This window comes from Kitasatospora sp. cg17-2 (assembly GCF_054031055.1).
In genome coordinates this window covers 1,238,022-1,256,927 of record NZ_CM132923.1, presented here as the reverse complement: position 1 = coordinate 1,256,927, position 18,906 = coordinate 1,238,022, and the positions used below count along the sequence as shown (strand labels likewise).

The following is an 18,906-nucleotide window of genomic DNA, read 5'->3' as shown; positions in this document are numbered from 1 at the left end:
ACGTACACGGCTTCTGCGGCGCCCGTGAGGTGGATCTCGACCTGACCCGGCTCGACGGCTCGTTGCCCAAGCATGTAGGCGCGATGGGCGACTCGGGTGTTCACGGTGTCGTGGTGAGATCCAGTCGCCATTCATCGCATTGGTAGCGGTTTCCGGAGAGGTCTGTGATCTGTCGTTCAGCGATGTGAGTGAAGCCGATTCTGCGGCATGTCGCGTGGGACGCGACGTTCCCGGTCACCGTGAAGGCGTGAAGGTATCGGTGTCCGCTTTCACGCTTGGCCCTTGCGATGGCTGCCGCGCCTGCTGTGGTCGCCACCCCTCTGCGCTGTGCTCCGGGAATGACCCTCCAACCGATCTCGTACACGGGGGCGCCGTTTCGCCGGCTTTCCCAGTATCCGATGGTGCCGACCTTTTCGTGGTCGGGCAGCAGGATGATGCTGAACCTGCGCCCGGAGGACTCCCCGTCGATCTGCCGGTTGTGCAGATACGCGTGATGGCGGGCACGGATCTGCTGCTCACTTTCAGGTCCCCCCAGGTATTGCGTCATCCGGGGGGTGTTCATGAGGTGCAGCAGGTCGAGGTCGGTGTTCGTCCAGGGGGCGATCCGGATCAGAGGTGGCCGCCGTTGGTCCGGCACGTGTTTCTCCAAGGTCCACCTGGTCGGTGGGGACACTGTCCCGACCGACCGGGTGGTGGCGGGGTGTCACTGATGGGTCGTGCGGGTCACAGGCCGCCTGTGTAGAGGAGGCGGTTGGGTGAGCCCGGGCCGAGGCGGGTGAGGACGTTCTTGGTGGAGTTGTCGGTGAGCCACGTGACGATGTCCTCGGATGTCGCCCGGGGGTCTTGTTCCTTGAGGAGGGCGGCGGCTCCGGAGACGTGGGGAGCGGCCATGGAGGTGCCGTTGAGGGTGCTCGAGCCGCCGCCGAGCCTGGCGGAGACGATGGCGACGCCGGGCGCGTACAGGGACAGGCAGGGGCCGTAGTTGCTGAAGCTGGCCTGGCGGTCCTGTTTGTTGACCGCGCCGACGGTGAGGGCCTTCGGCGCGCGGGCGGGAGAGCCGTCGCAGGCGTCCTGCGCGCTGTTTCCGGCTGCGGCGACGGGTAGCACGCCCTGGTCGGCCAGGGTGTTCACGGCTGCGTCGACTGCTTCGGAGGCGGGTCCGCCGACGGAGGCGTTCAGTACCGCAGGCTGCCGGGCGTTGGCGGCGATCCAGTCGAGGCCCGCGAGGGTGGTCGCCGAGGAGCCCTGTCCCTGGCAGTCGAGCACGCGTACGGAGACCAGGGACACAGCGCGGGCCACGCCGTAGGTTCTGCCGCCGACGGTGCCTGCCACGTGGGTTCCGTGGGACTGGCAGTCCTGACCGTTGCGGCCGTCGTCAATGGCGTCGAACCCGACGGAAGCCCGCCCTTCGAACTCCTCGTTCCCGGTCTCGACGCCGGTGTCGAGGATGTATGCCGTGACTCCCTTGCCGGTTGCGTCGACCGTGAACCGTCCGTCGAGCGGCAGGTAGCGCTGGTCGATCCGGTCCAGGCCCCAACTGGCCGCCTCGACAACGTCGGTGACCGCGGCCGTGGTCCGGGTGCCCTGCGCCTTCTGCGTGTCCCCGGTTCCGATCGTCCCCGCAGTGAGGGTGTCGACGCCGATCCGGGCGTTCTCCTCGATCGCCTCGACAGCTGGCAGCCTGCGTGCCAGCCGCAGTTGCACCGGGGTGAGCCGGGCGGCGAAGCCGCGCAGTACCGCGCCGTAGGTGAACAGGGGCCGGACCCCGAGTTCGCGCAGCACCGACTCCGGTGAGAATCCGTGCTTGACGCTGACGATGTACTCGCCCGGGACCGCCGCCGGGGAGTCCCTCACCTCGACCGGGGCTTCGCCCGGCCCAGTGGTGGCGCGCGCGCCACCGGCGCCGACGATCAGAGGCGCGAGGAGCAGGAGAACAACCGCTGCCCGGTGGGCACTGGTACGCATACACCCTCCATCACACGAGATCTGGGCTCCTTCACGGAGCACCGCCCTGCGGCACGGACGACCGGTGCGGCGGGCGAACGGGTTGAACAGGCAGGGCGCGGGCACGGGGCGGCGCCCGGAAGGGCGGGGCTCGGGAGCCGGGGCAGGCCGCCGGTCCTGGGGCGGTGCGGCGCCAGGACCGGGTCAGCGGCAGTGGAGGATGGAGCCGGCCGCGGCCGCGCCTACTTACCCGCAAGCGCCTGAGCGCGCTCCTTCAGGTCCTGAGGAACGTCGTCCCGCTGAGCGACATCGCGAACGAAGCCCTGCATCTCCGCGGTCGTGTCGGAGCCGCCTTCGTCGCTGTTCTCGTCGTCGCCGCCGGAGAGATTGACAAAGCTGTCCATAGCGTTTCCTCATTCTGGTGGAGATCATGTGGCAGTGCAGCATCATGCATGCCGGCAGGGCGACGTAGGCGAAGCCACCCCATGCACCATCCGAAGGAGTGAAGACCGGGGGTCCGGATCGAGGGGCGGCGCCCCGGACCGGACACGGGATACGAGGAACCGGTGGAACGGCGCTTGCCGCTCGCGCACCCGCGCGCGGCCGACACGGAGGCGGGCTCCGTCGCCCGGATGGACCGCAGTGGCCTCGCAGCGGGCCCCGAACGCGCACGTTTCTTGGCTGGGCGTACAGGATGTGCTGCTGCTCCTCGACGGCCTGGCGGCCCTTCCAGCACACGCGGCCGTCGTACACGCCAGCGCGCGCCAGGTAGAAACAGTCCGCGATCTTGGGGAAGAACGCGCGGCTCGGAACACCTGAACGGTCAAGTCGATCGAACGGGTGGTGGTGGTTCCCTGGCAGCTTCGTTGCCGTTGGCTGACGCCGATTCGGCGTCAGCCAACGGCAGCGGCCGGCTCGTCGGAGAGGCCGCCGGTGGGCCGTGTCGGATTCTCAGGCATCGCCCGATGGGCCTCAGGGCTGAGCGGACAGGGACGGCGGGAGGAATTCGGCGTGCGTCTCCTGGAGATACGAAACGCCGTCTTCGTGGGTTGCCCTGAAGTTGAGACTCCGCTCGACAAACTTCAGCCTGTGCCGGGCAGCGTTGATGACCTCGGCCCAGGAGAGGACCCGGACACTGTATTTCGCCGACCTCTGGATGAAACCGAAGGGAAGTCCGACCTGGTCGCGGCGGGATTCGGCAAACTCGTCGAGGTGGTTTCCGACGATCCAGAAGTCCCAGGTTACGTTCGGCTTGTTGAACCGCTCGTCCCGACTGACCGCAAGCGCGTACTCCTCGATCTGGGTCATTTCCTTCGAGCCGATGGTCTGGCTCGGCCTCTTCAGTTCTACGACCAGGTTCTCCACGCGGTCCTGCGCAATCTCGCATGTCCGCGAGAAAACCAGGTCAGGAATGGGATTTGTCCCGTCATGGCGAAGCACCGGTGAAGCCCCGGCAAGGTTGACGTCATCGCCGAGGTAGGCGAGGTATTTCTCCAGCACCTTGGTGAGCGCTACGTCATCACCGACCAGTGCATACTCCTCGCCGAACACCCATGTTTCATTAGCCAGGATCCGGTGGAGCTGTCGCCGCTCAAGCGTCTCCCGGCGCGGTTGGCTGTCGAACAGAATGGAGTCCAGGCCGGAGAGGAACGAGAGCCTGTCACCGATTCGCTTTGATGTGGTGATAATGGATGAGAGGGAGGTCTTGTTGAGCAAGCTGTCGAGCTCTATCAGCCGGTCCTCGGGCAGCTCAAGAACGCTCCGCAGTACGTTGTGAAGATTTCCCGGGTTGGATTCGAGGGCCTCTCGCAGGAGTCGCAGAGACAGCTTCCGCGAGGTGAAGTCGCCGCCGTTCACCGACTTTGCCGCAGCAAACGAGACTGTATCGAAGGCTTCGCGTTCCGCCTTCTCGATCGCAGTGACCGGTGCGCCTCTGAACGGGTACGAACCCTCGGTGACCCATTTCTTGATGGTCTCCTGGCGCTTCTCTCCACTGCGAACCTTGAAGTGATCCCGAAGTTTCTCCTTCGCCGCGTCGACCACCGAGCTCATCGGCTCGGCCCCCAGTTCGGCCAGGAGGACATCGTGCCCGCGGAAGCCGTCCCATTTGAGGTAGGCCGTGAATTCGAAGCCCGGTGCCTGGATTCCCGGCTTGATTTCGTGGAGAGCCATCCCGGATTCGTTGCACAGGTAGAGTGCGCGATCCACTTGGCGCTTCCACTCGATGATCACAAGCGTGGGGGTGTTGGGGACATCGGTCACGTCCAGTGCGTACTCGCTGCGACGCGATTGCAGTGACGCGGGATCGAGTCGCCGACCCCTCCATGTGATCTGGACATGCCCGTAGGACTCCAGGTAGATGGCGAACTCGGCAGCCAGGGTGTCGATCAGGGAGTCGCTGTCGAGGATCTTCGCCGCGGTCTCACTGACGTTCGTTGCTCGTACGTGCGTACCGGTATCCCCGCGCTCCGGAGCCGTCTCCGCCAGGTCGAAACTGCTCAGGTTCGCCCGGGTTCCGGTGATGCTCAATCCCACCAGGACGTTGTCATTGCGGCTTATGGTCTGCCAGGTGACCCTTTCCCCGAGAGCGAAAGCAGCGAACCGCCCCTTGCCCTGTTCACCATGAAGCTGGCGTCCTTGGCGTCGTGTTACTTGGGCCAGCTTCTTCCAGGAGTCGCCGAGCGCGCCGAATCCGCGTTTGGCGTCCTCAAGTGACATGCCATGGCCGTTGTCCTTGACCAAGACGGTCTCGATGGCACCCAGTGGACTGAGCTCGACTCCTGCGTCGACGAGATCCGCATCTGCGTCCAGGGCGTTCCAGATCAGCTCGGTCAGGCCAGCTCGCGGGCTCTTGATGAGCCTTGCGAGGTGGTCGACTCCCACCTGCACCGTCAGAGAGGTCATGGAGAAATGAAAGCAGATCCGGCATCCAAAGGGTGACGGAGATCCCCTTTCAGATGCGTACGAGGGCGGACTTCATGAGCAGTCTGCGATGGCATCCGGAAGTCACTCGACATCGGCAGCGGCACCCTACTGGCCGCCACCGACAACGAGGGGCCGGCCTGGGGGCCGTCACGACGACCCCCCGGCCGCAGAGCGTTGAGCGGCAACCCCGAGTTCGGTCCGTGCGCGGTGTAGGAGGTCTCGGACGGCGGGCTCCCGGCGCCAGGGGGCGATCCGACAGAATCCGTTGACCTGCAGCGTTGCCTGCGCGGTGGCGTGGTCGTTCCCGCGATCCCAAAGATCATTTCCCAGGGCGGTGCTGGGGTGTCACCTCCTGTGCAGGCAGGGCCTTGCGGGACCGGCGGGGACTCCGCCCCGTGCAGCCGCCGACCGGTCACCCCACCAGGCCCAGCCTCCGCCGCTCCCGCGCGACCTGCCGGTGTCACCCGGCAGCGGATGCGCGTGCCCGGCACAGACGTCCCTCGTACGGCGGCGAGTCGAGGCTGGGCTTCTCGCGGCAGCGTCCGGTGTGCGGTCGTCCCACCCGGCGTCGCGGTCGGCCGTCGCGCCGCCCAGGGCCGTCACGAGAACGGAGGCTTCTCGGCAAGCCCGTCCGGATTCGTCGAACAATTCCCCCGCTGGAGGCCGGGAACGGCATTCGAATGGTTCAAGCGGAAGCAGTCTCCGCCAAATTCCGCATCCCGCAAGCCATTCGGAGGCACGGTATGCAAATAGGAATGGGTCGGAGGCCGGGATAATGTCCTAGTTACGGCACGCGGGCCGCGGGCGAGGTCCACGCGATCCTGGAGTTGGGCGAATCGGGCGAAGGTCTTAATCAGTTTCGGTGTGTCGTTGGGGTCGTTGGTTCCAAGAGCGGTCAGCGGTCGGCTCCGGTGCCACATCCTGTGCGCATGATGCGACGTATCGCCGCCGTAGCGGCTTCAGCTTTCCTTTCCCTCGCGAGTGTCACCACCGCGCACGCCGCCGATCCCGCGACGCTCGTCACGGTTTCCGGGGATCTGGTGGTCACGGACGAATCGGACGACGAGATCGAACTGTGGGAGGCGTCCGCAGAGCTCACCTGCCCCGAGGGTACGGTGGCCGTCGCCGGAGGCGCAGACGAACTGCCCGACCCGTGGGGAACCCCATCGGGCTGGGCACACGGGCGCACGTGGACGGCCTACAGTGCTCCGGTCGAGAAGTCCGAGGTCCCGGACGTCAAGGAAGGCGACAGCGTGGGCACCGCCTACGCGGTGTGCCTGGAGACCACCGATTCCGCATCCCGGCCGAAGCGCTGACGCGGGTGCCTGCCCCGAGCCACGCCCGTCTTCGCGCGGCGTGCGGATTTTCTGCCCGTCGGCGGCTTGTGTGCCCCGACGGCGTGCAAGCGGCGAACCGATCGAGCCGACCCGGAGGATCATTTCATGGCCCTTGAGCGTTTCCTTCCCCGCGCGGCGGTCTCTCTCGCGGGCGCGGCCTGCCTGGCCGCCGTCACTGTCACTCCTGCTCATGCCGCATTCCCTAGCAAGGGCAGGATGTTCCAGATCCGGACCGTCTTCGAGGGGCAGGCCCTGTGCGCCACTGCGGAACGGCCCGCCCCACACACGGTGAATCACCGGTTCAGCCACTGCGACAAGTCGAAGCCGATCCAGCAGTGGAGGATCTCCAACAACGGTAGGCAGGTCGTCAACGCTGCCGAGAGCGAATGCTTCCCGGAGACGGATATCAGATGCCAACTCAATCGCCGTGTTCCGCCGGACAAGTTGATGTGGCAGCAGGACAGCGAGGGCCGCGTTTTCTGGCAGATCGATAAAACGGATCGCGACTACTGGCTTGTCGTGCGAAACAACGGTATCCCGCAGAGCTTTACCGGTACCTCCTACCACAACACCCCCCGCTCGGACGCCGCAGTCTTCACCTTCCCTGTCGTCTGATCCGACCGACTCCTGGTTCCGCTCTCCCGGGCTGGAGCTCGGTCCGGGAGAGCGGCACGGCTGCGGGAGGCCGGCGCCTGCCCGCCGGCGCGCCCCTGGGGTGGTGGTGCGGGGACACGGTGTCCCCGCACCACCGTCGCCGGGGCGTCCTTACTCGTGTGCGGGATCGGCGCCGGCAACCGCGGGCTCCTGCTGCGGCGGGTATGTGCCGTTCACCCGCGACTCGCTGTCAGCCGGGCGTGGCTGTCGAGGTGGTGGCGGGGTCGGGGCTGCGTCGCCTTGTGGTAGCTGGGCGGGATCAGGTCGTCGAGGGGCTTCCATGCCTGGTCGACGAGTTGGCGGCAGTCGGCGAGGGACGCCAGGGGTGCGCCGCTGCGGGCGATGAGGGTGGCCGCAGCGGCGGCGCCGTCGGGGCCGGCGCGGTAGTGGTGGTCGCGCAGGCGCCGGCGGCCGCCGTGGTCGAGGAGGCCCGGGGCCCGGGCGACGGGGTAGGTGACCTCGCCGTTGATCAGGTCCTCGGCGGCGACCTTCGCGATCCTCCCCCGATCGCGGCCTGCGGCGCTGGTGACCCCGTCCAGGTCGGCGGCGTCGTCGCTGATCTGGTAGGCGGTGCCGACGGCTTCGAAGTAGTGGCCGAGCGCGGCGATCTGCTGCTCGTCGGCCCCCGCCAGGACGGCCGCGGCCTCGGCGACGGACCGGGCGGGGGAGCCGGTCTTGAGGTGGTGGGCGGTGCGGACCTGGTCGAGGAGACAGTGCGGGGCACCGCTGGTGACGGCGTGTTCGAAGGCGGTGCGGTGGCCGGCGAGGTCGAGAGCCTGTCCGGCGTGGGCGGTGCGCAGGCCCTGGAGGTAGAGGCGGTAGACGCGCAGCGTGGTGGCCGCGTCGCTCTGGGGGGCCTGTTGGAAGAGCGGGTCGAAGGCGAGGCAGGCGAGGGTGCCGGCGTTGATGGCGGCGGGGGTCCCGAAGAGGGTGTGGACGGTGTGCGGTCGCGGCGCAGGGCGAAGGCGTCCTCGATGTCGTCGATGATCATGGAGGCGGTGTGGAGGAGCTCGGTCGCGGCGGTCAGCGGCCGGTAGGGCTCGGGGGTCGACGCCGGGCAGACAGAACACCGCGGCGGTGATGTAGGGGCGCCAGGCGCATCCGGGGACGTCCAGCCGGCGGGGCGGCGCCGCTGTGCAACCCGACGGGGTGCTTGTCCCGGGGTGCGGGCGCGTCGATGACCCGGGTACGGGCCTCGGGTCCGTGCGGTGAGGGCGCCGCCCGCAGGCCGGCGCCCTCACCGCCCAGTCTCATTGGAGGAGTCGGATGTGGGTGTGTTTGCCTCGTGGTGTTCCCGGGCGCGGGAACACGGCGCTGTTCGTGCTGTCCAGGTCGTAGCGCTGGCGGCCGCGGCCTCGGTCGCGCCGGTCCCCGCCGTCGCGCTTCCCCACGCCCGGAGTGCGGTGACCGTCGAGGCTCCGGCGGCGGGCAGGCTCGTCGCCGCCGGAAACGACGGCGACGGTCAGGTGTCCGGAATCGTCGAGTCCGCCCAGGGCCGCAGGATCACCGCCGTCGCCGCCGGCTACTACCACAGCCTGGCGGTGACCGACGACGGCACCCTGCTCGCCGCCGGAGACGACGAGTACGGTCAGGTGTCGGGGATCCTCAAGGCCGCCCAGGGCCACAGGATCACCACCGCCAGCGCCAGTACCTGGTACAACAGCCTGGCGGTGACCGACGACGGCACCCTGCTCGCCGCCGGAGACGACAGGTACGGTCAGGTGTCGGGGATCGTCGTGGCCACCCGGGGCCACAGGACCAGTACCGTCGCCGCCGGCTTTTTCTACAGCCTGGCGGTGGTGGACGACCGCGGTGACTGCGGCCCCCTGAAGGCCCACCAGATCTGCGCCTCGTTCACCAAGGCACAGGACCCGCAGGACACCTACACCCTCGACTTCCTCATCACCGGCACCCCCGAGCAGGACCTGACCTCCGGCGCGCCCGCCAGGGCCGTCGACACCGTCTCCCCCGAACCCACCCACATCGTGGTGCGCAGGGTCGCCCCGCCGGGCGACGTCGCCACCGGCTCGGTGTACTTCACCCACGACCCCGCCACCGGCGAGATCACCATCGACGACGCCAGCAGCGAACTGCCCGAAGGACTGACCTACCGGCGCGCCGACGGCAACCGGTTCGCCTTCACCTGGAACCGCTGACCTCCCGCCCCGCCCCTCCCACCCCTTCGGCCGCCGAGCAGATGAATGTCGATCCGGGAGAGCTCACCATGAGGGTGCCCTGCCGATATCCCACGGAGTCGGCGCCCGGGTCGGCTTCGTCGCGTTCGAGATAGGCGTTGAACTCGGTGAGCAGGGCGGCCATGGCGGCGGCGAACCCGCGGCGGTGATCGTCCAGGGACATCGACGCGGCCGCGTCGGCGTCGATCGCCCCCCGGTCCCGGCGCAGCCGGTAGTGGCGTTCGACGGCGCCGTGCACGCGTCGTTCGTCGGCGACTTCCAGCACTCCTGCCTCGGCCAGCAGACCGACGTGCCGGTAGACAGTGGTCTTGGGCACGTCGGACAGGCTCGTGCACAGTTCGGACGTGGTGCGGGTACCCCCAAAGTTGGGAATACACGAGAGGGGCTGTGAGTGACCGCGAACACCTCGACGGCGGCGGCTCGGCTGAGTGGCGAGGCGGTGATGCCGTTGCGCACGCTGGATCCGACCGGGCCGCTGGACGACCTGGAATGGCTGGACGAGGCGGTCGGCCGGGCACGGGTGGTGGCGATCGGCGAGAGCGCGCACTACAACCGCGAGTTCTTCCAGCTCCGCCACCGCCTGCTGCGCTACCTGGTAGAACGGCACGGCTTCAACGCGTACGCGATGGAGACCGGATTCGTCGAAGGCCGGCTGGTCAACGACTGGGTCCGAGGCGGCGAGGAGCAGCTCGGCCGGGTGATGGCGAGCGGCATGACGTCGCTGATGGGGCTGTGGACGCAGATGCGCGCCCATCTGGAGTGGATGCGGGCGCACAATCGCGCCACCGCGCACCCCGTCGGCTTCTACGGGATCGATCTGCCTGGTTCGATGGTGTCCCTGCTGCCCGGCCTGGATGTCGTGCTCGCCTACCTGTCGCAGGCCGATCCCGAGTTCGAGGTCGACCCGAGTGTTCGGGAGACGGCCGCCGCTTGTGCGGCGGAATCGGTGTTCTCCGCGCCCGCGGCCATCGCCGCCTACGGGGAGCTGACGCCCGAACGCAGGGACGCGCTGACGGCGGGCCTCGCCGAGCTGGCGGCACGCATGACGGGCCGACGCCTCACCTATGTTCGACGGACCACGCTCGCCGCATACGAACGCGCGCTGGTTTCGCTGCGCGTCACGGTCGCCCTCGACACCTTCAGTCGTGAGATGGTTCGCGGCGACAGGCAGGGGATGATGTTCAACCGGGACGCCACGATCGCGGACACGGTCGAATGGATCCTGCGCAGGGAGGACCGGATTGTCCTCGCCGCCCACAACGGCCACATCCGGCGCTGGCCGGGTGCCGTTCCCGGCACGGCTGCGACGACGCCGATGGGCATGCACCTCGCCGACCGGCTCGGCACGGACTACCTGGTCATCGGTACGACCTCGGGGACCGGCGACATCCTCAACACAGGGGCCGACTTCTACACCGGCACACTCTTCACGGACATGGAGGCACCCCTGCCCGGCAGCCTCGACGCGCTCATGGCCGCCAGCCACGACGGACCCTTCGCGACCGACCTGCGGCGGCTGTCACCGGGCGACACCAAAGCCGTTCGGGCCACGTCCCAACAGCGCGCGGGCATCGGCACCTTCTACTCCGACGTGAGCCCGGCGGACGCCTACGACGTCATCGTGCACCTCTCCCACGTCACAGCGGCCGAACTCGATCCCGCCGCGCTTGCCCACTCCCCCCATGACGTCCAGGAGGTGCTGTCTCACTGGAAGCCGCAGTGACACCGGGCCAGTGCGGCTTTCTCGGTGAAGATCACTGAGAAACCTCGCTGACACAACCGGCTGGCCAGCGGTGATGCTGGATCTCCGGGGTGGCTCTGTCAACGGTCCGATCCCCCGATCGGTGCGGCAGCGCCCGGCCCGGTCGAAGGGCTGCCGCGTACGGCATGGAGTACATGATCAGGTGGTTCGCCGGTTGTGCCCGCAATCCAGTGGCAGGAGGAGAAGGTCCGGTTCGACGCGGTCCTCGCCCTCCACGCTTCGGGGCGACCCAGGGGTCGGCGGTGGTGCCGTGGAGGCGGACGTCGGCGCTGTTGGAGTCCGCCCGCGTGAGCCGGGCGCGCAGGCGCAGCCGCTCGACGAGCAGGGCGTCGAGATCGACCCGGTGGTCCACGAGGGTCACGCGGCGGTCATCAAAGTCGACGGCACGACGGGGGACGTCGCGGATCTCCAGCACGGTGCCGTCCAGCACGTCCAGCACGTCGAGGGCCGGCTGGGTGGTGCTTCCCCGACAGAATCCGTTGACCTGCAGCGTTGCCTGCTCGGTGGCGTGGTCGTTCCCGCGACCCAAAGATCAGTTCCCAGGTCGATTCCGGGCGCGGCCGCCGCCCGGTGCTCTCGTCGAACGACAGGTCAGGACCGGTCGGCCGTAGCTCCCCGCGTCGCGGTGAGTGGCGGGACGCTGAGCATGGGGTGGAAGTCGCCGGTGTCGTCGGGTTCGCCGACGCGTCTGCCTTCGGCCTCGACCCAGGCGTGGGCGACGAAGGGAGAGGTGCGTACGCCGGTGCGCCAGGTGGGCCAGGTGCCGCGCAGGCGGCACAGCAGCGCGACGGCGAGGGAACGCTGGAGGCAGTAGCGGCCCGAGCACAGGACGCTCACGGAGGTGACGTGCTCGCGGGCGGCGAGGGCCTGGGCGTAGGTCGCGGGTTCGGCGCCGCGGCGTGCCGCGCGCAGGAGGGCCTGCAGTCGTTTGGGGGGCAGGTGGGCGATCAGGCGTGCCGTCGCGACGGTGCAGCGCACGACGGCGCGGACCGCGATCGGAGGCCTGTTCTGGGGGATGTCGGGGGCCGGCGGGTTCACGGGGTCACCAGTCCGGTCCGGCTGAGCTGGGCGATCAGGTGGGTGACGTCCTCGGCGGCGTTCTCGCGGCTCACCGGCTGGGCGGCGGCGAGGGCGTCGGTGATCTCGTCGGGGGTGGCGCCGTTCAGCAGGGCGTCCAGGACGGTGGCTCCGGTGGCGTTGAGCTGGAAGTACCGTCCGGTGCGTTCGTCCAGGAGAACCGTGCCGGTGTCGGTAGTGGTGCGGGTGACGTCAGCGCGCAGCCGGCTCATGGCGGGGCTCCTCGGGTCGTGGCGGGGTGAGGTGGGAGGGTGCGGGGCGGGCTGCGAGGTCGCGGAGCCACAGCTCCAGGCCGACGGTGGCCTCCACGTCCCCTCCGCCGCCGAGGAGGAGTTCCGGGTTGGTCAGGGCGCGGCGCATCGCGGCGTGGTCGGTGAGTCCGGCGGCTGCCAGGAGCGAGTCCCGTGCGCAGTCGGCGATGTCGGCCCGGTGCTCGCGGAACCCCTGGTAGCCCTCGGTGGTGCAGTGGTCCTTGGTGGTGCGCTCCAGCAGGTGGTCGGGCACGATCCCGGTCATGGCCGCGGTCAGCAGCGGCTTGTAGGTCCAGGGGGTGCAGGTCTCCTCGGGCCGGACCGACAGGCAGGCGGTGACCACCGCGTCGTCGCAGAACGGGCTGGACAGCGGCAGGTGCTCGGCGTGGGAGCGGTGGGTTAGGAGGGCGGCGTGCCGGCCGGCCTCGCGGGCCTGGTGGATGCGGCTGTGCTGTCCGCGTTCGGCCGAAAGTGGCCGCGTGTCGGCGGCTGCGGACGCCAGCAGGTCGGCGACGAGTGCGGCGGCCTCGCCGCTGGCCCAGGCCGGGAGGCGGGGCTGTACGCCCCAGCCGCCCGGGTCGCTCGCGGTGTCGGCGGCGGGCTGGTCCAGGCGTGCGGACGTCCGGGCGAGCCAGTGCGGGTAGGAGCGGGGATCGAACAGCAGGGCGGCGCTCGCGCCCAGCGGCCAGCGCCCCCGTGCCCGCCACCCCGCCGTGTGCCGCAGCGCGGTGAGGGGCCGGCGCCGCAGCAGCGCCCGTACGTAGGAGCGGGGCGGCTGGAGGATCTCGTCGGCGCCGTTCCCGCCGAGGCGCAGGACCGCGCCGCGCTCGCGCATCGCTCGTGCGACCAGCATCTGCCTGACCCGGTCGCGGGCGACGGTCGACGGCTCGTCCGCCGCGTCGTGGCGCTCGCGTACCCCGGCGTAGAAACCCGGAAGTTCGGCGAAGGGGAAGTACAGGGCGTCGACGCCCGGCAGCCGGTGCGCGGCGTACCGCGCGTAGTGGAGGTCCTGGTTGCCGGGGGCGTCCCAGTGGAACGTCGCGGTGACCAGGCGCGCTCCCGCCTCGGCGGCCAGGAAGCACAGGGCCGTCGAGTCCCGCCCGCCGGACAGGTCCGCGCCCACCACCGCCCCCGGCCGCACACGCGCCGCGACCGCCCCGCGCAGGGCCTCCCGCAGCAGAGGGGCTCCCTCGGCGAGCGTCAACTCCGGCTCCGGCGCCCGCCACCACACGGCCGTCGCGGCGGTGCCGTCGCGCTCCAGGAGCACCGCACTGCCGGGGGGGACCGTGTGCACGCCCTGCCACATCGCCCCGCCGCCCGCCGGGGGCGGCAGCCCCGGCAGGGCCAGACGCGCGGCCACCTGAGCGCGGTCCGGTGCCGCTCCGGTCAGCCAGGCCAGCGTCCGCGCCCTGTCCGCGCACACCGTCACACCTGCGACGGCCGCGTGGTGGACCTGCCGGGCCCCGAACGCGCTCCCGCGCACCCACCCGCGTCCCCCGACATGCCCGATCACGTGGAAGCTGCCGTGCGCGCCGCGGACCGCGGACTCGACATCCTGCGGCCGACGCACGGCGCCGAGACGCCGGTCCAGTTCACCGGCGGTCAGCGAGCACGTCCCCGCCACTGCCACCGCCGTCCCGCCCGCCGTGGCACAGGTCATCTCAGTGTCCGGCCAGTCGCCGACGATCCACGGCCGGCCCGAGGGATAGGGCACCACCCGAGGTGCGCACGCCCGCAGCCGCGCCCAGACCTCGGCAGGCAACCGGCAGTCCGGAACGACCACGAACCACACCCCCGATGTCTCCTCCACCGCACTCCACCCTTCTCCAGGACCCGATGACCGGCCCGCGCGTCCCCCGGCCCGATCGAAGCCCGCCGCATAACAGCGGACGCCACCACGCCGCTGGCCCCTGCGGGACGCCGCCCAGGTGCCGGTTCGCACCTGCGGGCGTGAACCGGCACCCCCGACCCCTAACCAGCCACGGGGTTGGGACCCGTGGGGCTACGGATAGAGGTCGTACGTGTTCGGCTCCCACGTGTCGCCCTGAACGCCGTCCTGGGTGAGCTCGGCGAAGCCGCCGAGCTCTACCATCAGCGGCGCCTCGTAGAAGTCAGCACCCTCGAAACCCAAGGTGTTGTCCATGGAAATCACCTCCTTCCGGAACTGAGGAACGGTCACTTGCAACAGGCATTGATCCACATTCCGCACACCCACCGCATACCGCCACGCCACCCGTGCGGGTGAACCTGGTTCTGGACGCTCCGGGTGCCGAGCCGGGACGTGCTGCTCCGGTACCGAGGGCCACTCGTACCCGGTACCCGGCGTGCGCCCGACAGGACTTCGGGCCTCCCGCTCTCCGGGCGGCCCGCGGCCGTCAGTGCCCGGCGGGGAGCCCTGCGTCGGGGAGGCTGGGGACGGTCAGCATGCGGTGGTAGAGGGCGGTCGAGCCGGGTTCGCCCACGGGTCGGCCGTCGGCCTCGACCCAGGCGTGGGCGCGGAAGGGGTCGGAGCGCACGCCCGTGCACCAGGTGGGCCAGGTGCCGCGTGCGCGGCACAGCAGTGCGGTGGCGATGGAGCGTTGCAGGCAGCCCTCGCCGGCGCAGCGGGCGCTGACGGTGACGACGGCCCGGCGGGCGGCGAGTGCCTGTGCGGTGGTGGCGGGCGGGGCGGTGCCGCGTGCGGCTTCGAGGGTGCGGCGCAGGCGGCCCGGGTTGAGGTGGGTGAGGAGGCGGGCGGCGGTGACGGCGAGGGTGGCCGCGGCGCGTTCGGTGGGGGTGAGGGGTGTGCGGGGTTCGGGGGCGGCGTACATGCTCACGCGGTCACCAGCCGGGCGTCGTGCAGGTGCTTGACGAGGGCGGCGACGTCGCGGTCGGCCTGGTCGGCGGGGATGTCGGGGTGCCGGTCGGTGATTCGGCGGGCGGCTTCCTTCGGGGTGGCGCCGTCCAGGAGGTGTCGCAGGACGGCGGCGCCGGTGGGGTTGAGGTGCCAGTAGCGGCCGGTGCGTTCGTCGAGGAGGACCGTGCCGGTCTCGGTGTCGGTGGCGCGGACGGTGGGGGCCAGGGCGGTGCTCATCGTGTTCCTCGGGTGTGGGCGGGCGCGGTGGTGGTGGCTGGGCGGTCGAGGGAGCGCAGCCAGCTCTCGCAGCCGAGGGTGGCGGTCAGGGCTGCGTGCAGGGCGGTGGTGGGCGGTTGCCTCAGGGCGGTGCGCAGGCGGGCGGTGTCGATGAGTCCGGCGTCGGCGAGCCGGCTGGTGTCGAACAGGTCGAGGAGTTCGCGGCGGTGGCGTCGCAGGCCGGCGTTGGCGTCGGCGGTGTATTCGCCCTTGGTGCGGCGGGCCAGGATGTCGGCGGGCACGACGGTGTTCATCGCGGCGGCCAGGAGGGGTTTGTAGCGCAGGGCGTCGACGCGTTCGTGGACGCGTACGGACAGGGCGGCTTCGACGACGGCCTCGTCGGTGTACGGGGCGGCGTAGCCGATGCCGAGGGTGTCCTGCGTGTACTGGTCCAGGCGCCGGATCGCGTCGCCCGTGGCGCGCAGGTCCCGGAGCACCTGGTGCACGCCGCGGTGGGGGGACAGCGGCTGCGGGGAGCGCGCGGCGGCGGCGCGCAGCAGGGCGGCGGCCGCGTGGGCGGCGTCCGGGGTGGCCCAGGGCGGCATCCGGATGTCGGGTGCCCAGGACTGGTGACGGCGTGGGGCGGGGGTCGGTGCGGTGAGCTGTTCGGCGGTGCGCAGCAGGTCGCCGGCCAGGGGTGTGCGGTCGGTCAGTGCCTTCAGTTGCGGGAGCAGGGCCCGGCGGAAGTGGAGGTGGTGGTGGCGCACGTCGGCCAGGGCCAGCAGGGGGTGCGTGGCCAGGACGTCGCGGGTGTGCGCGGGCGGCGGGCTGAACAGGGCGTCTCCGCCCGCCCCGCTCAGGTGCAGGCGCGATCCGTGGGCGGCCATGCGTTCCAGGGCGCCGAGGAGTTTGACCCGGTCGTGGACCCAGCCGAACGGCTCCTCGGCGCGGTCCATCGCCCCGGCGGGGGCGGCGAACCAGGCGGGGGCGTCCTCCCGCGCCGTGAACTCGTGCACGGCGCCCGGCAGGTGGGCTGCGGCCCGCCGGGCCCACACGCTGTCCTCGTTCGCCGGGTCCAGCGCCTGCCAGGTCGTGGTCAGCAGCGGCGCGCCCGTGCGGGCGGCGAGGAAGCACAGGCTGGTGGAGTCCATGCCGCCGGACAGGTCGGAGCTGATCGCGGCGCCGCCGGCGGTACGTGCGAAGAGCGCGTCCTGCAACGCCTGCCGTACCGCTCGCGCGCCCTGGTCGAAGGGCAGCACGCTCCTCGGGGGGTGCCACCAGCGGTGTGTGGCGGTGCGCCCGTCGGCCTCCAGCAGGAGGAGCTCGTCGGGGCGCACCCCTTGGACGCCGCGCCAGACGGTGTGCTCCTCCAGGGGATGGACCACGCCCACGGCGCCCAGGCGCAGTGCGAGGACGTCCTCGTCGGGGCCGGCGCCGGTGAGTGCGGCGAGGGTGTCCGCGCGTCCGCCGGCGATGTCCGTCCCGTGGAAGCGGGTGCGGAAGACGCGCCGGCTTCCGGCCGCCGTCCCACGGACGCCGACCCTGCCGTCAACCGATGCGAGGACGTGGAAGTCGCCCGTCGGGCCGGCCGCCGCACGGTCCGCGTCCTCCGCCCTGCGCATCCGGGCGGCCCGCGCGTCCAGCTCGGCCGGTCCGGGCGCGTGTCCGCCGACGACCGCCACCCGGACTGCTCCGGCCCGCCCGAGTACCACGTGCCCGGCCGGCCAGACGCCCATCAGCCACGGCCGCCCCGACGCGTGCTCCACCACCTCCCGTGCCATCGGCCGCAGCGCCCGCACCGCTCCCGCCGCGATGTCGCCGTCGGGCAGAACCACGAACCACATCCGACCCAGCAGCATCCGTCCAACTCCTCCACCAGAACAACAGACCAAGGGCGGGGGCGGTCCGGCGGGCCGCCGCACCGCCCCCGCCGGACCGCGCGGAGCACCCGGCCACCGGCCCGGTGCCGGCGGGCCGCTAGTCCTCGCCGCCGAGCCCCCAGGGGCTGCTGATCCTGTAGATCCAGGGAGTGGCGCCGCCGTCGATGTAGTCGCCGCTCGACGAGGCGCGGGTCAGGTCGGCGAAACCGCCGACCTCCACCAGCACCGGCACCTCGTACGCCTGCCTGATGGACGTGTCCGTGTTCTCCATGCCCAGGTCTCCTCTCACTCGTCCGACCGACGCAACCGACGGCCGACGAGAGCGTTCCCAACCCGGAAGAACGCATGCAAACCGACAAAAGGAGTGACAATCCGACCGCCACGCACCGGTGGACACCGCCGACCCGCTCGCCCGGCTGAGCGGCGATCCGGGCGAACACGGCCCGGGCGGTGAACACCCCGCGGTGGTGTCGGTGCGCGGGGCGCACAAGGTGCCCTCCGACGGGGGTGCCGCTCGGTCAGGGGGTACAGCGGGGCGGGCAGCGCACCGGGCTCCCACCGCGGTACGCGGCTGCCGGCGGGCACGAAGGTCCGGGCCGGAACGGACGGGTCGTATCAGGCGGGTCGGAAGGTGTTCCGGAGGCGTCCGGGAGCGGGGCGGGCCGATCAGTGCGGGAGGCGGGCGTGGCGGCGGAGGTGGTTGGTGACGTCCTGGACGTCGCGCAGGGGGAGGGGGTAGGTGATGAGGCGGGTGAGGCCGAGCGCCGCGTAGCGGTGGTAGGCCTTGGTGTCGATGGGGGTCATGGCGGTGTAGTTGAGTTCGAGGGGGCCCAGGTGTGCGGGGCGCTCGATCTCGTCGGCGGCCCGGCGCAGGCCGGCGAGGTTGGCGGCGAGCTGCTCGGGGTTGTCGCCGGCGCCGAACCAACCGTGGCCGCGGGCGACGGCCCGGCGGTAGGCGGCGGGGCTGTGACCGCCGACGAGGATGCGCGGGCCGCCGGCCTGGACGGGGCGGGGGTGGGCGTCGAGGTGGTCGAAGTCGACGTAGCGACCGTGGTGGGAGGGTGCGGGGCTGGTCCACAGGGCGGTCATGGCGTCGAGGTACTCGTCGGTGCGGGTGCCGCGTTCGGCCAGCGTGACGCCGACGGCGGCGAGCTCCGGTTCCAGGTAGCCGGGGCCGATGCCGACCCGCAGTCGGCCCCGGCTGAGGACGTCGAGGCTGGCGAGCTGTTTGGCGAGGACGACGGGGTGCCGCTGGGGCAGGACGACGATCCCGGTGCCGAGCTCGATCCGTTCGGTGAGGGCGGCGACATAGGCGAGGTGGACGAGCGGGTCGAGGATCGGCTCGCTCGCGTCCATGGGCGAGTCGGGAGTACGGGGGTCGGGCAGCGCCACATGGTCGCCGACCCACCACGACCGGTAGCCGAGTTCCTCGGCCAGGGCGGCCAGACGCGCCGTCGCCCGCGGCCCGTGCGTGGCCTTGGCGCTGAGTCCGTACACCCCGAGTTCCATGGCTCCCCGCCTCGTTCGACAACGGGCACGCCTACGGCCCGCAGCGCCGCGCGCCCGACGGCGCGCGGTCCACGGCCGTGACTCCGTCCTACCCGAAGCTGCGCCCGCCGCGAGAGCGGCGCGCCGCCACGCGTCCCTGGGGTCCGACGGCCTCCGCGAGGACGGCGGTCATGTCGCCCCGCCCGCAGCGGGTTCGAGGACGGTGGATCCGGGCCCGATGTCCCGGCTCTCCACGACTGAAGCGCGGTGGTGTGCCTGTGTCGGCTGAACGTCCGGGCTGTGGTCGGCAGCGGCCGGCGTCAGGGCGGAGAACCGCACCT

General features: G+C 70.9%; 20 protein-coding genes. 4 read left to right on the top strand and 16 right to left on the bottom strand.

What is annotated here, in order from left to right; all coding sequences use genetic code 11:
* Positions 1-100 precede the first annotated feature (100 nt).
* The 4 genes from ACW14Y_RS04915 to ACW14Y_RS04900 all read right to left on the bottom strand — a co-directional run bounded on the left by ACW14Y_RS04915 (position 101) and on the right by ACW14Y_RS04900 (position 4,848).
* Positions 101-649, bottom strand: a complete 549-nt coding sequence (locus ACW14Y_RS04915) for a GNAT family N-acetyltransferase (protein ID WP_456985998.1) — start codon at positions 647-649, stop codon at positions 101-103.
* A 74-nt stretch (positions 650-723) separates the two neighbouring features.
* Positions 724-1,965 carry a S8 family serine peptidase gene (locus tag ACW14Y_RS04910; protein ID WP_456985997.1) on the bottom strand — a complete coding sequence of 414 codons (1,242 nt, stop codon included), beginning with the start codon at positions 1,963-1,965 and terminating at the stop codon, positions 724-726.
* A gap of 221 nt (positions 1,966-2,186) precedes the next feature.
* Positions 2,187-2,348: a hypothetical protein gene (locus ACW14Y_RS04905; protein ID WP_456985996.1), complete on the bottom strand. Its 162-nt coding sequence runs from the start codon at positions 2,346-2,348 to the stop codon at positions 2,187-2,189.
* Between the two features lie 568 nt (positions 2,349-2,916).
* Positions 2,917-4,848: an ATP-binding protein gene (locus tag ACW14Y_RS04900; protein WP_456985995.1), complete on the bottom strand. Its 1,932-nt coding sequence runs from the start codon at positions 4,846-4,848 to the stop codon at positions 2,917-2,919.
* Positions 4,849-5,798: 950 nt separating this feature from the next.
* Between ACW14Y_RS04900 and ACW14Y_RS04895 the strand changes: the two genes are divergently transcribed.
* Together ACW14Y_RS04895 and ACW14Y_RS04890 are read left to right on the top strand one after the other, a co-directional pair.
* Positions 5,799-6,185: a hypothetical protein gene (locus ACW14Y_RS04895; protein ID WP_456985994.1), complete on the top strand. Its 387-nt coding sequence runs from the start codon at positions 5,799-5,801 to the stop codon at positions 6,183-6,185.
* 126 nt (positions 6,186-6,311) lie between these two features.
* Positions 6,312-6,821, top strand: coding sequence for a hypothetical protein (locus tag ACW14Y_RS04890; RefSeq protein WP_380300440.1), 510 nt, complete (start codon positions 6,312-6,314; stop codon positions 6,819-6,821).
* Positions 6,822-7,033: 212 nt separating this feature from the next.
* On the opposite strand, the gene ACW14Y_RS04885 is transcribed toward ACW14Y_RS04890, so the two are convergent.
* On the bottom strand, positions 7,034-7,930 hold the full coding sequence (locus ACW14Y_RS04885) for a polyprenyl synthetase family protein (RefSeq protein ID WP_456985993.1): 897 nt from the start codon (positions 7,928-7,930) through the stop codon (positions 7,034-7,036).
* 333 nt (positions 7,931-8,263) lie between these two features.
* Here ACW14Y_RS04885 and ACW14Y_RS04880 point away from each other — a divergent pair, with 333 nt between their 5' ends.
* The gene (locus ACW14Y_RS04880) at positions 8,264-9,016 is read left to right on the top strand and encodes a hypothetical protein (protein WP_456985992.1); all 753 of its coding nucleotides are present in this window, start codon (positions 8,264-8,266) and stop codon (positions 9,014-9,016) included.
* Here ACW14Y_RS04880 and ACW14Y_RS04875 read toward each other — a convergent pair.
* The gene (locus tag ACW14Y_RS04875) at positions 9,000-9,428 is read right to left on the bottom strand and encodes a helix-turn-helix domain-containing protein (protein WP_456988068.1); all 429 of its coding nucleotides are present in this window, start codon (positions 9,426-9,428) and stop codon (positions 9,000-9,002) included. The genes ACW14Y_RS04880 and ACW14Y_RS04875 overlap by 17 nt on opposite strands.
* An 18-nt stretch (positions 9,429-9,446) precedes the next feature.
* On the opposite strand from ACW14Y_RS04875, the gene ACW14Y_RS04870 reads away from it, so the two are divergent.
* Complete coding sequence (locus ACW14Y_RS04870; RefSeq protein ID WP_456985991.1) at positions 9,447-10,778, top strand: erythromycin esterase family protein; 1,332 nt, start codon at positions 9,447-9,449, stop codon at positions 10,776-10,778.
* A 31-nt stretch (positions 10,779-10,809) separates the two neighbouring features.
* On the opposite strand, the gene ACW14Y_RS04865 is transcribed toward ACW14Y_RS04870, so the two are convergent.
* From ACW14Y_RS04865 to ACW14Y_RS04820, 10 genes are all read right to left on the bottom strand, one after another.
* Positions 10,810-11,346, bottom strand: coding sequence for a hypothetical protein (locus ACW14Y_RS04865; protein WP_456985990.1), 537 nt, complete (start codon positions 11,344-11,346; stop codon positions 10,810-10,812).
* 62 nt (positions 11,347-11,408) lie between these two features.
* Positions 11,409-11,855, bottom strand: a complete 447-nt coding sequence (locus ACW14Y_RS04860) for a lasso peptide biosynthesis B2 protein (RefSeq protein ID WP_456985989.1) — start codon at positions 11,853-11,855, stop codon at positions 11,409-11,411.
* Positions 11,852-12,106 (bottom strand): lasso peptide biosynthesis PqqD family chaperone, encoded by a 255-nt coding sequence (locus tag ACW14Y_RS04855; RefSeq protein ID WP_456985988.1) that lies wholly within the window; start codon positions 12,104-12,106, stop codon positions 11,852-11,854. The genes ACW14Y_RS04860 and ACW14Y_RS04855 overlap by 4 nt, the downstream gene beginning before the upstream one ends.
* The gene (locus tag ACW14Y_RS04850; RefSeq protein WP_456985987.1) at positions 12,087-13,805 is read right to left on the bottom strand and encodes an asparagine synthase-related protein; all 1,719 of its coding nucleotides are present in this window, start codon (positions 13,803-13,805) and stop codon (positions 12,087-12,089) included. Before ACW14Y_RS04850 ends, ACW14Y_RS04855 begins: the two co-directional genes overlap by 20 nt.
* Before the next feature lie 342 nt (positions 13,806-14,147).
* A complete protein-coding gene (locus tag ACW14Y_RS04845; protein ID WP_456985986.1) occupies positions 14,148-14,288 on the bottom strand; it encodes a lasso RiPP family leader peptide-containing protein in 141 nt (46 codons plus the stop codon).
* A 232-nt stretch (positions 14,289-14,520) separates the two neighbouring features.
* Positions 14,521-14,955 (bottom strand): lasso peptide biosynthesis B2 protein, encoded by a 435-nt coding sequence (locus ACW14Y_RS04840; protein ID WP_456988066.1) that lies wholly within the window; start codon positions 14,953-14,955, stop codon positions 14,521-14,523.
* 2 nt (positions 14,956-14,957) lie between these two features.
* Positions 14,958-15,218 (bottom strand): lasso peptide biosynthesis PqqD family chaperone, encoded by a 261-nt coding sequence (locus ACW14Y_RS04835; protein ID WP_456985985.1) that lies wholly within the window; start codon positions 15,216-15,218, stop codon positions 14,958-14,960.
* Positions 15,215-17,056, bottom strand: a complete 1,842-nt coding sequence (locus tag ACW14Y_RS04830) for an asparagine synthase-related protein (protein ID WP_456985984.1) — start codon at positions 17,054-17,056, stop codon at positions 15,215-15,217. The genes ACW14Y_RS04835 and ACW14Y_RS04830 overlap by 4 nt, the downstream gene beginning before the upstream one ends.
* A gap of 118 nt (positions 17,057-17,174) precedes the next feature.
* Entirely contained in the window at positions 17,175-17,348 is a 174-nt protein-coding gene (locus ACW14Y_RS04825; protein WP_456985983.1) for a lasso RiPP family leader peptide-containing protein, read from the bottom strand.
* Between the two features lie 395 nt (positions 17,349-17,743).
* The gene (locus ACW14Y_RS04820) at positions 17,744-18,586 is read right to left on the bottom strand and encodes an LLM class F420-dependent oxidoreductase (RefSeq protein ID WP_456985982.1); all 843 of its coding nucleotides are present in this window, start codon (positions 18,584-18,586) and stop codon (positions 17,744-17,746) included.
* Positions 18,587-18,906 lie beyond the last annotated feature (320 nt).

Coding starts and splice junctions, on each gene's coding strand:
- ACW14Y_RS04910 (WP_456985997.1), bottom strand. CDS start 1,965: ATGCGTACCAGTGCCCACCGGGCAGCGGTTGTTCTCCTGCTCCTCGCG.
- ACW14Y_RS04905 (WP_456985996.1), bottom strand. CDS start 2,348: ATGGACAGCTTTGTCAATCTCTCCGGCGGCGACGACGAGAACAGCGAC.
- ACW14Y_RS04900 (WP_456985995.1), bottom strand. CDS start 4,848: ATGACCTCTCTGACGGTGCAGGTGGGAGTCGACCACCTCGCAAGGCTC.
- ACW14Y_RS04895 (WP_456985994.1), top strand. CDS start 5,799: ATGATGCGACGTATCGCCGCCGTAGCGGCTTCAGCTTTCCTTTCCCTC.
- ACW14Y_RS04890 (WP_380300440.1), top strand. CDS start 6,312: ATGGCCCTTGAGCGTTTCCTTCCCCGCGCGGCGGTCTCTCTCGCGGGC.
- ACW14Y_RS04855 (WP_456985988.1), bottom strand. CDS start 12,106: ATGAGCCGGCTGCGCGCTGACGTCACCCGCACCACTACCGACACCGGC.
- ACW14Y_RS04850 (WP_456985987.1), bottom strand. CDS start 13,805: ATGACCTGTGCCACGGCGGGCGGGACGGCGGTGGCAGTGGCGGGGACG.
- ACW14Y_RS04845 (WP_456985986.1), bottom strand. CDS start 14,288: ATGGACAACACCTTGGGTTTCGAGGGTGCTGACTTCTACGAGGCGCCG.
- ACW14Y_RS04840 (WP_456988066.1), bottom strand. CDS start 14,955: ATGTACGCCGCCCCCGAACCCCGCACACCCCTCACCCCCACCGAACGC.
- ACW14Y_RS04835 (WP_456985985.1), bottom strand. CDS start 15,218: ATGAGCACCGCCCTGGCCCCCACCGTCCGCGCCACCGACACCGAGACC.
- ACW14Y_RS04830 (WP_456985984.1), bottom strand. CDS start 17,056: ATGCTGCTGGGTCGGATGTGGTTCGTGGTTCTGCCCGACGGCGACATC.
- ACW14Y_RS04825 (WP_456985983.1), bottom strand. CDS start 17,348: ATGGAGAACACGGACACGTCCATCAGGCAGGCGTACGAGGTGCCGGTG.
- ACW14Y_RS04820 (WP_456985982.1), bottom strand. CDS start 18,586: ATGGAACTCGGGGTGTACGGACTCAGCGCCAAGGCCACGCACGGGCCG.